This window comes from Clostridium saudiense (assembly GCF_000577815.1).
In the GTDB taxonomy this organism is placed as follows: Bacteria; Bacillota; Clostridia; order Clostridiales; family Clostridiaceae; genus Clostridium; species Clostridium saudiense.
Map to the genome: position 1 here is coordinate 1 of NZ_CBYM010000061.1, position 10,656 is coordinate 10,656.

A 10,656-nucleotide genomic window follows, 5' to 3' on the forward strand; every position below is an offset into this window, starting at 1 on the left:
GCTTAACAGATTCGAATTTTTTCTTATATTAATGTATGTATACAAAAGTATTTATATGTTTAGGATATTAAAAACACATATAACACTATCCTGGTTATATGTGTTTTATAAATTATTTAATTTTCTAATTTGTATTCTCTGTGTAGAACCCAAGTATTATTTTGCCATTTATAGATACAAATATTATCAAACATACAATCAAAACAACAGGGAATCGTATTTACATAATCCCATAATTGCTTATATATTTTTTGTATTTTTTTTGAGCTTAAAGTAACATGAAAAATTTTATCTTTACCTTCATTATTTTTAAAATTTATATATGAAATAGTACTAAGTTTATCTATAAGTTCATCATGTACTTTTTTTGCTTCTTTGGACATATTTACATCCATATATATTACTCTATCATCAAAATGATTATATCCATCTATTTTATAAGGTGTAGCTTTTTCTTTTTTACTTATTTCTTCTATACAATTTTCTAAATCAGTTATATTTTCGTTATATTCAAATGGTGCTTTTATTGTAAAATGTGCAGGTAATTTAGAAGATTTAGCTTTATATTTACTAAAGATATCTTTTCTTAAATTATTATTAAAATCTCCTGCAGGACCTTTTACAATGCTTACAATTACATATCTCATCACTCTATTTCCTTTCTAATTTATTTTTAATATTTATTTTATGTTTTCATCTGTATTTTGTTTTTATTTTATTCTCATTTACGAGTATATTATATAAGAGTCTTGTGCTTATAAGAGAAATAATTTTTAATATATTTTCATATAAATCAATAAAAGAGTATAATATGGAGGAGCTATTATGCCAAATTTAACAACTCATATTAATTTTATAAAGTACCTAACAAATAAAAAATATAATAATTATGATTTAAATTATTTAGTTCTGGGCAGTATTGCTCCAGATTATTATTTTATTTTTAATAATGAAAAAAAAGGTTGCCTTTCTCATTTTGAAGAAACAATTAATGATGAATCTAATTTAGATATATTTAATTCTAAAATACTTAAATTAAACGTAAATCACTTCGAAAAATCATATATTGTTGGGTATTACTCTCACCTTTGGTTAGACAATTATTTTTATAATAATTGCGATAAATTCACTATAATAAATAATAATTTTAGTACTACTTTATTAAGAAAATTTCTTAAAGAAAATATTAAAATATATGATTTAAAATCAACAAGGGAGCTTATTAATTCTATTTCAATATCTCCTAACAATAGTGATTTTAATGATATATTACCTATTAGCTTAAATAAATCAATTCATCTTTTAAATGATCTTAAGTTTAAAAGTTTAATTAGTCCACTTGAATTATCATGCCCAACTGTTATTGAAAATAGTAGTTATAATAAATTTTTATTAGAAGCCGCTAATAGCTTTTATCTTCCTTAAAAAGAATACCAAAAATAAATAAGGCTGCCTTAAAAAGACAACCTTATTTTACACTAATTGTTTTCAAATATTTCTAAGCTTCTATCTAAAATTCCATTTAAGTAAGCTAATACAACTCCATAATTTGTAATGGCTACTTTTTCTTTATTACAAATCTCAATTCTATTAACTATAGTTTTCCTATTAATCATACATCCACCACAGTGAATTATTAAATCATATTTATTAATATCTTCTGGAAAATCATGACCAACTTTGAATTCATAATTAAGTTTAGTACCAACATATTTATTAAGAAGCTTTGGAATTTTAATTCTACCTATATCCTCGTGAGATACATTGTGGGTACAGCTTTCACAAATTAGAATTTTAGAATCTTTATTTAAATCATTTATTTTTCTAGCTCCAGCAACAAATGATTTTAAATCTCCCTTATGATTAGCAAAAAGTATTGAAAAACCTGTTAATTTTATATTTTTAGGAACTATTTCACTTACTTTTTTAAATGCCTGAGAATCAGTTACTACCAAATCAACATCCTGTATATCTTCTAAAGCTGAAGCTAATTCTGTATCTCTAACTACATATGTTTTAATTCCATTATCTAAACAATCTCTAATACATTGAACCTGTGGAAGAATAATTCTCCCCTTTGGTGCTTCTGAATCTATTGGAACTACTAATATGACCTTTCCTCCATATGGAACTAAATTACCTATTATAGGCATTTCATTTTCACTATCTTGTAGCTTTGCTACTAATTCATTTTTAAGTTCATCAATACCTTCTTTACTATAAGTAGATACAAACTTTGCTTCTTTATATTTACTTTTTAATTCATCAAGCTTTGATTTTTCGGTATCTTCTATTTTGTTAATAATCAACATATAAGGCATGTTATATTTTTTAAATTCTAACTTTATTTCTTCATAATCATTATCATCTATATTATTAACGTCCATCACATATAAAGCAAAATCAGTTCTTTTCATCATTTCCTTAGTTTTTTTTATTCTTAGTTTACCAACTTCACTTTTATCATCAAGACCAGCTGTATCTATAAATAAAACTGGCCCTATTGATATTAACTCCATTGCTTTAAATACAGGATCTGTTGTTGTTCCTGCTATTTTTGATACAATTGCAATTTCTTGTCCACAAATACTATTTATTAAAGATGATTTACCTGCATTTGTCTTACCGAATATAGCTACGTGTTTTCTATTAGCATTTGGTGTACTATTCATACTTTCCTCCTAAATATAAATATCTCTTTTACCGTCCTTCAATTTTACTATTCCTTCAATGACAAACTTTCTTATTGCTTCATTATTGATTTTAATTATTTCTTCATTCACCAATTTTTCAGCTTTTTCACAGGTTTCTTTATCACCATAATCTAATGCATATTCCATTAAAGTCATTAACGCATTTGGTTCACACATATTTTGAATTTCTCCACTTTTAGCTAACCCCATAAAAGTTTCACCAGTTCTACCTTTTCTATAGCATGCTGTACAATAGCTTGGAATATATCCTTCATCTAATAACCAATTTAATACTTCTAATGGTGTTCTTTCATCTGAAGTCTTAAATTGTTCAATGCTTTTTCCTTCTTCCCTTTGCTTATATCCACCTACTCCTGTTGAAGATCCAGAGCTAACTTGAGTTACTCCAAATTTAAGAGCATCTCTTCTCATTTCCTCATCTTCTCTAGTAGACATGATTATTCCTGTAAATGGTACTGCAATTCTTATAATTGCTACTACCTTTTTAAACATTTCATCACTTAAAAGATGTGGAAAATTCTCTAAAGTAACACCTTCAGCTTGCCTTATTCTTGGAACTGAAATTGTATGGAATCCAACTCCGAAATTTTTTTCAAGATGTTCATTGTGCATCATTAATGATAAAACTTCAAATTTAGGATCAGCTAATCCAAATAAAACTCCCCCACCAACATCTTCAATTCCACCTTCCATTGCTCTATCAAAAGCATTTAAATGATATTCGTAACTTGACTTTAATGAATGTGGATGCATAATTTCGTATGTTGGTTTATGATATGTTTCTTGAAATAATATATAAGTTCCTATATTAGCTTCTTTAAGTTTTTTATAATTTTCAACTGTTGTTGCTGCAATATTTACATTAACTCTTCTAATATTTCCATTTTCATTTTGAGTTTTATAAATAGTATCAAGACTTTCTAAAACATATTCAATTGGAGCATTTACAGGGTCTTCTCCAAGCTCTAATGCTAATCTTTTATGTCCCATTTTTTCTAATATTTTAACTTCTTCTCTTATTTCATCTTGTGTAAGCTTTCTTCTTTTAAAAGTATTGCACTTTTTATATCCACAATAAACACAATTATTAACACAAAAATCACTAATATAAAGTGGTGCAAATAAAACTACTCTTTTTCCATAAATGGACTTTTTAATTTCACCAGCAACTTTAAACATTTCATTTAATAATTCTTTATCTTCTAATTGTAATAATGCGGCAATATCCCTATGAGAAATTCCATTTTTTTCTCTTGCTTTATTTAAAATTTTTAAAACATCGTCCCTAGTAGCATTTTTACCATCTTCTAATAATCTACAGACTTCTTCATGATTAATATACATAATCTATTCTCCTACCCTTTTTTTACTAAACTTATATTATCTAAATTTTCTTTAATAATTTTTTCTATTTTAATATTTTTATTTATATTATTAATTTCCTCTTCTGATAATACTAAGCTGTCACCTCTACTAATATTTAATTTGAAACCTGCTTTATTAATTCTTTTTTCTATACAAGCTCTACATTCTGCTGCTTCATCACCAGTACATATTTTTCCATCATACAATAAATACTTTTGCCTAACATTTGTAGGTGAAAGATTTGGCATTACAACATTTCCACCTGCTTTTAATCCTTTTTCTCTACCAAGAGGATCTATACTACCAAGCGCTGTTGTTGCTGGCAATAAAACTTTAGGTAACATTAACCTAACTAAGGCTAACATCGTAATAGTTTTTTCTAATGTTCCACAGTTTTCATTATAAAGGGGTGTATCTTTATGGGGGATAAATGGACCTATTCCGCACATATGTGGATTTAATTCTTTTAAATATAACAAATCATTAACTAAATCATTATTTGTTTGCTTTGGAAGTCCTACCATAAATCCAGCCCCTATTTGATAACCAATTTTCTTTAAATTTTCAAGACACTTTCTTCTATTTTCAAAGCTAGAATTTGGATGTAAAGATTCATATAATTCTTTACTTGCTGTTTCATGTCTTAATAAATATCTGTCTGCACCTGCTTTAAACATCCTTTCATATGATTCATATGAACGTTCACCTAAAGATAAAGTAATTGCATTATATGGATATTTTCCTTTTATCTTTTTAATTATTTCAACCATTATTTCATCAGTAAAATATGGATCTTCCCCACCTTGAAGTACAAATGTCTTATATCCTAATTTATCTCCAAGTTCAGCACATTCTAATATTTGCTCAATACTAAGCCTATATCTATCTGCTTTATTATTTGATTTCCTAATACCACAGTATTTACAATCTCTAATACAGTAATTTGTAAATTCTATAAGACCTCTAATATAAACATTATTACCATAATTATTTAAAGCTATTTCATGAGACTTTTCTATTAAATACTCTTTATCTTTTTTTGTTAAATTATCTAGTAAATAATTAAGTTCTTCTCTAGTTGCAGTACTTGTATTATATAGCTTGTTTATAATTTCTATAACACTCATACCTTTTATTAAATCTCCCTTTTAGCAATTGCTGTTTTCACTACAACACCCTGTATATTTCCAAGCTTCCCAGTTAAACTATTTATTTCTTCTAATGTTCCTGTTACAGTAATGCTTATAACTGATATTCCTTCTTCAAATGGTATTCCCATTCTTCCTTTTATACTTCCTCTAAAGCTAGAAACTACATTATTGAATCTTTCTTGACATTCTTTCGGTTCTTCTAATATTGCACTTATTACAGCTATTTTTTTCAAAATTCTCATCCCCTTATTTATCTAATAAAAAAAAGCTAGCTTCTAATAAAAGAAAGCTAGCTAAATAAAATATATAAACTTATAGAGGCGCTTATATATTTTTAACAAAACTATTAATTACTCTCTTTTAGATTAGATTTAACTTTTCTATCAGATTGAAATATATCCTATATTTGTAAATTAAATTATGATTAAATCATATTCCTATTTGTAATTAATGTCAATAATATTATTTTTTTTACTTAAACTAAAAATATTTATTTTATTCTTTTTGCTATTTCCTTCAAATATATATTATCTGTACCACAACAGCCACCAAAAATCTAAAAGTTAAACTCTTCTTCTAATCTAATAATACTATTAGCAAGATAAATAAACTGAGGGAAATTATCTCCCCTCAGTTTATTAAATGTACTTTACTTATAGCTTAATATATTAGGTAATGATTTTTCTAACTCTTCTAATGTACATCCACATCTTTTTGCATAATCTTCTGCTTGATCTTTATCTATATAGTTTGAGTTAAAATATCTAGAATCTTCTGAAGCAAAATATAATCCACAAACAGATGATACAGGATCCATCATATAACTTTCAGTAAGTTTAACCCCAGTTACTTTTTCACCATCTAAAATATTAAATAATTTTTTCATTTGGCTTTGATCAATAAGTGACGGATAGCCAAATGCAGGTCTTATTCCTCTATAACTTGCCTTAAATATTTCTTTCATAGATAAGTTTTCGTCTGGATCATACCCCCAATAAATTTTCCTAATGTCTTCATGAAGCTTTTCAGCAAATGCTTCTGCCAATCTATCACAAACAAGCTTTAACATAATTGCGTTATAAGAATCACCTTCATCTTCAAGTTTTTTAGCATAAGCATCTGCTCCTAATCCTGCTGTTACAATAAATCCACCTAAGTAATCTTCCTTACCACTTTCTTTTGGTGCAACGAAATCTGAAAGGCATAAGTACTCACCATTGCTTTTTTCTCTTTGTTCTCTAAGTAAATTGAATATAGTTGTTTGTGATTTATCTTTAGTATAAACCTCAATATTATCTCCATTAGAATTAGCTTCAAAAATTCCAAAAACACCTTTAATATCAATAATATTATTTTCTTCAATAAAGTCTAACATTTTGTTAGCATCATCAAAAATCTTTTTAGCTTCTTTTCCATAAACTGAATCTTCTAATATATCTGGATATAACTTTTTCATTTCCCATGCTATAAAGAAGAATGTCCAATCAATATATGGTCTTAAATCAGATACTGAATAATCCTTAACTTCTTTTATTCCTATAAAGTTTGGCTTTGAAATTTCTCTATTAACCCAGTCAATCTTAAAACTATTTTCTTTTGCTTTCTCTAAAGAAATCATCTTATTTTCATGACTATTATAATTTTTTCTTACTTCTTCATATTCATCTTTAATAGCCTTAATATATTCATTTTTATTAGTTCCTAATAAATTCTTTGATATTTCAACTGTTTTAGAAGCATCATATCCATAAATAACTGCTCCACTATAATTAGGATCAATTTTAAGAGCTGTATGAGCTTTTGAAGTAGTAGCTCCACCAATAATTAAAGGAATATTCATTTTTCTCTTTTCCATTTCAATAGCCACATGGCACATTTCATCTAAAGATGGTGTTATTAGTCCACTTAATCCAATTATATCAACATTTTCTTTAATAGCTTTATCTAGTATTTCTTCACACGGAACCATTACTCCCAAATCTATTATTTCAAAGTTATTACAAGCAAGAACTACACCTACAATGTTTTTACCTATATCATGAACATCACCTTTTACAGTTGCTAAAAGAATTTTTCCAGCACTTGATGTTTCACCTTGCTTTTTTTCTTTTTCTATATATGGAAGTAAATATGATACAGCCTTTTTCATAACACGTGCTGATTTTACAACTTGTGGTAAGAACATTTTTCCATCACCAAATAATTTTCCTACTCTAGTCATTCCATCCATTAAAGGCCCTTCAATTATACTTAAAGGCTTAGGATATTCTTTAATAGCTTGCCCTAAGTCTTCCTCTAAATATTCTGTTATACCCTTAACCAAAGCATAACTTAATCTATCATTTAAACTATTTTCTCTCCATAAATTTTTATTTGTATTATTAACAACATTGCCTGTTTTATAATCTTCAGCTTTATCTAATAATCTTTCTGCTGCATCCTTGTGTTTATTTAAGACAACATCTTCAACTAATCTTAATAAATCCTTTGGTATATCGTCATAAATTTGAATCATTCCTGGATTTACAATTCCCATATCCATTCCAGCCTCAATTGCATGATATAAAAATACAGAATGCATAGCTTCTCTTATTGTGTTATTTCCTCTAAATGAGAAAGATAAATTTGATACTCCACCTGAAACTTTTGCATATGGTAAATTTTCTTTAATCCATTTGGTTGCATTAATATAATCAACTGCATAATTATCATGATTCTCAATACCAGTTGCTATAGCTAAAATATTAGGATCAAAAATTATATCTTCTGGTGGGAAATTTAATTTATTTACTAATAAATCATAAGCCCTTTTGCAAATGGATATTTTTCTTTCATAAGTATCAGCCTGTCCATTTTCATCAAATGCCATTACTACAACTGCAGCACCAAAGTCCTTAACAACCTTAGCATGATTTAAAAATTCTTGCTCACCATTTTTTAATGAAATTGAATTTACTATTGGTTTACCTTGAATACTTCTAAGACCGGCTTCAACAACTTCCCATCTTGAAGAATCAATCATTATAGGTCTTGAAGCTATATCTGGTTCTGAAGCTATAAGTCTTAAGAAATATTCCATTTCCTTAGCACTATCTAATAAACCATCATCAAAATTTACATCAATTATTTGAGCTCCATTTTCTACTTGCTCCTTTGCAATAGATAAAGCTTCTTCGTATTTCTTTTCCCTTATAAGTCTTGCAAATTTTGCAGAACCTGCAACATTAGTTCTTTCACCTATATTTATAAAGTTATTTTCTTTATTACTTCTTACAATTTCAAGTCCACAATAAATACTTTCTTTTTTTATATTAGGAATGGTTCTTGGCTCTACACCTTCAACTACTTCTGCAATTGCTTTAATATGTTCTGCTGTAGTTCCACAACATCCCCCTACTATATTAACCTTTTTTTCACTTGCTAATTCTTTAATATATTTAGCTGTTATGCTTGGAATTTCATCATACTCCCCTAAAACATTAGGTAATCCAGCATTAGGATAACATGATATATATAAATCCTGTGTATCAGCTAATTCTTTAATAAAAGGTATCAAATCTGCACCGCCAAAAGAACAGTTTAATCCTATAGAAATTACATTTTCATTTCTAACTGATTGAGCAAAAGCTTCTAATTTTTGCCCTGCTAATGTTCTTCCTGATTTGTCTGTTAATGTACCTGAAATCATTATTGGTAAAGTAAATCCTTTTAATTTATATACATTGTTTGCCGCAACTATTGCTGCTCTACAGTTTAATGTATCAAAAACAGTTTCTATTAATAAACAATCTACTCCACCATCTACTAATGCCCCTATTTGCTCACTATAAGAATCAACTAAATCATCAAATGTTATATTTCTATAACCTGGATTTTCAACATCTGGTGATAATGACGCTGTTTTATTCGTTGGTCCAATAGAACCTGCAACAAATCTTGGCTTATCAGGATTCATTGCTGTAAATTCATCTGCAACTTCTCTTGCTATTTTAGCTGAATGATAATTTAAATCATAAACTAAATGTGCTAAATCGTAATCTTCTTGAGAAATACTTGTTGAATTAAATGAGTTTGTTTCAATTATATCTGAACCTGCCTCTAAGAAGCTTCTGTGTATTTCTTTTATTACTTCTGGTTTTGTTATAGATAATATATCATTATTACCTTTTTGATCTTTATGAAAATCCTTTAGTAAATCCCCTCTAAAGTCCTTTTCATTTAAATTATAATTTTGTATACTTGTTCCCATAGCTCCATCAAGAACTACTATTTTCTTTTTTAAAATTTCAATTAAATTGCCCCTATTCATTTGCTTTCCTGCCTTTACTTCTAAATGTTTTAGAATAATTATACAATTTTTTAGCATTATTTACAATATAATATAAATGCTTACTATTATAACTCTGTATATTTTTTACTATTACCTTTTGCTTTCTCTACTGGATACTTCTTTTCATTTTTATCCATTTTCTTATTTATTATCTCTGAGATATCCACATTTAAAGCATCTGCCATATGTATGCAATATACCATAACATCAGCTAATTCTTCTTCTACATTTTGTTTATTATAATTTTCGTTATCCCATAAGAATTCTTCTAATAGTTCTGCTGCTTCTATAGAAATTGCCTTTGATAAATTTGAAGGTGTATGAAACTGCTCCCATTCTCTATCTTTTCTAAATTTTCTTATTCTATTTATTGTTTTTTCCATAGTTAGTGTACTCCTTTATATTTTTCTATATTTTATCATAATTTATTTTAATTAACTATTTTTAGCATTCTAAATTTACAATATTGCTCATTTGGTTTTATATTAAAAATTTATAAGTACCATATTAATATGCTGAAGAATAAATTAATATATGTAGAATTTTATCTATTTATAGTAGTAAAAAATAATATTAATAATTTAGGAGGTTTAATGGACAGTAATTATTATAGAATTACAAATAGAAATATTAAACACTGTTGTACATCACACCAAGTAATTTATGAATATTGTTATAAATGTCCCTATTATTCATGTTGTCCATATATAGTTCCTTCACCACCGGTATTAATATCAATTACAGGTGTTACAGGTGTTACAGGTGTTACTGGTGCTACTGGAGATATAGGACCTATTGGCTTAGCTGGACCTACTGGTGCTACTGGAGATACAGGGCCTATTGGCTTAACTGGACCTACTGGCTCTACTGGTGATATCGGTCCTATTGGTTTGACTGGGCCTACTGGCTCTATTGGTGATACAGGACCTATTGGTTTGACTGGGCCTACTGGTGCTACTGGAGATACAGGGCCTATTGGCTTAACTGGACCTACTGGTGCTACTGGATATACAGGGCCTATTGGCTTAACTGGACCTACTGGTGCTACTGGAGATACAGGGCCTATTGGCTTGACTGGACCTACTGGTGCTACTGG

General features: G+C 27.8%; 8 protein-coding genes and 1 pseudogene. 2 read left to right on the forward strand and 7 right to left on the reverse strand.

The genetic code is table 11. The features are described from left to right. Positions 1-116: 116 nt before the first annotated feature. Positions 117-647 (reverse strand): 2'-5' RNA ligase family protein, encoded by a 531-nt coding sequence (locus TY07_RS16250; RefSeq protein ID WP_042402655.1) that lies wholly within the window; start codon positions 645-647, stop codon positions 117-119. 178 nt (positions 648-825) lie between these two features. Between TY07_RS16250 and TY07_RS16255 the strand changes: the two genes are divergently transcribed. Further along, a complete protein-coding gene (locus tag TY07_RS16255) occupies positions 826-1,425 on the forward strand; it encodes a hypothetical protein (RefSeq protein ID WP_042402658.1) in 600 nt (199 codons plus the stop codon). 53 nt (positions 1,426-1,478) lie between these two features. Here TY07_RS16255 and hydF read toward each other — a convergent pair whose 3' ends face one another. From hydF to TY07_RS16285, 6 genes are all read right to left on the reverse strand, one after another. After that, entirely contained in the window at positions 1,479-2,672 is a 1,194-nt protein-coding gene (hydF, locus tag TY07_RS16260; protein ID WP_042402661.1) for a [FeFe] hydrogenase H-cluster maturation GTPase HydF, read from the reverse strand. A 9-nt stretch (positions 2,673-2,681) separates the two neighbouring features. Further along, positions 2,682-4,058 (reverse strand): [FeFe] hydrogenase H-cluster radical SAM maturase HydG, encoded by a 1,377-nt coding sequence (hydG, locus tag TY07_RS16265; protein WP_042402664.1) that lies wholly within the window; start codon positions 4,056-4,058, stop codon positions 2,682-2,684. Between the two features lie 11 nt (positions 4,059-4,069). Further along, positions 4,070-5,206: a [FeFe] hydrogenase H-cluster radical SAM maturase HydE gene (hydE, locus tag TY07_RS16270; RefSeq protein WP_042402667.1), complete on the reverse strand. Its 1,137-nt coding sequence runs from the start codon at positions 5,204-5,206 to the stop codon at positions 4,070-4,072. An 8-nt stretch (positions 5,207-5,214) separates the two neighbouring features. Then, positions 5,215-5,463: a TM1266 family iron-only hydrogenase system putative regulator gene (locus TY07_RS16275; protein ID WP_042402670.1), complete on the reverse strand. Its 249-nt coding sequence runs from the start codon at positions 5,461-5,463 to the stop codon at positions 5,215-5,217. Positions 5,464-5,879: 416 nt separating this feature from the next. Further along, the gene (gene metH, locus TY07_RS16280) at positions 5,880-9,539 is read right to left on the reverse strand and encodes a methionine synthase (protein ID WP_042402673.1); all 3,660 of its coding nucleotides are present in this window, start codon (positions 9,537-9,539) and stop codon (positions 5,880-5,882) included. A gap of 86 nt (positions 9,540-9,625) precedes the next feature. Further along, positions 9,626-9,943: a nucleotide pyrophosphohydrolase gene (locus TY07_RS16285; RefSeq protein WP_042402677.1), complete on the reverse strand. Its 318-nt coding sequence runs from the start codon at positions 9,941-9,943 to the stop codon at positions 9,626-9,628. A gap of 210 nt (positions 9,944-10,153) precedes the next feature. Between TY07_RS16285 and TY07_RS18910 the strand changes: the two are divergent. Next, a pseudogene (locus tag TY07_RS18910) lies at positions 10,154-10,656 on the forward strand (hypothetical protein); the annotation flags it as partial.